The organism is Phenylobacterium sp. Root1290, from assembly GCF_001425305.1.
Classification (GTDB): Bacteria; Pseudomonadota; Alphaproteobacteria; order Caulobacterales; family Caulobacteraceae; genus Phenylobacterium.
On the sequence record NZ_LMEE01000001.1, the window covers coordinates 1 to 826 of the forward strand.

At 67.6% G+C, this 826-nt stretch carries 1 protein-coding gene and 1 pseudogene; both read left to right on the forward strand.

Annotated elements, in window-relative coordinates:
* A partial coding sequence (locus ASC79_RS00005) for an acyl-CoA dehydrogenase family protein (RefSeq protein ID WP_255352707.1) occupies window positions 1-255 on the forward strand: 255 nt, incomplete at its 5' end.
* 57 nt (window positions 256-312) lie between these two features.
* Window positions 313-826, forward strand: a pseudogene (locus tag ASC79_RS21410) (acyl-CoA dehydrogenase family protein); the annotation flags it as partial.

Sequence of the window (826 nt, forward strand, 5' to 3'; positions counted from 1 at the left end):
CTGGCCCTGGGCCGGCTGCTCGACGAAGGCGCCTGGGTGCCGGAAGCCATCAGCCTGATGAAGCGCAACAACTGCGGCAAGGCCCTGGCCATCGCCCGCGAGGCCCGCGACATCCACGGCGGCAACGGCATTTCCGGCGACTATCACGTGATGCGCCACGCCGCGAACCTGGAGACCGTCAACACCTACGAAGGCGCGCACGACGTCCACGCCCTGATCCTGGGCCGGGCGATCACCGGCGAGAACGCCTTCTAGCGCCTAGCCGCCCCCACCTTCGACCCTCGCTCCCCTACTGCTGCCAGAGACTTCTCCATGGCCCTCGACCTCGAAACCCGGGAACAGCTCATCGACACGGTGCGCCGGTTCGTCACCGAACGGCTGCGGCCGCTGGAGGCCAAGGTCTCCGAAGACGACGCCATCCCGCAGGAGGTGGTCGAGGAGATGAAGGGGCTGGGGCTGTTCGGCCTGTCGATCCCCGAGGAGTTCGGCGGCCTGGATCTTTCCATGGAAGACGAGTGCCTGGTGGCCGTCGAGCTGGGCCGCACCAGCCCGGCCTTCCGCTCGGCGTTCGGCACCAATGTCGGCATCGGCAGCCAGGGGCTGGTGATGTTCGGCACTGACGCCCAGAAGGCCAAGTACCTGCCGGGCATCGCCTCGGGCGAGATCATCACCTCGTTCGCCCTGACCGAGCCGGAGGCCGGGTCGGACAGCGCCAATGTCCAGACCACCGCCATCCGGGACGGCGACGTCTATGTGCTGAACGGCACCAAGCGCTTCATCACCAACGCCAACAAGGCCGACCTGTTCACCGTCATGGCGCGGACCG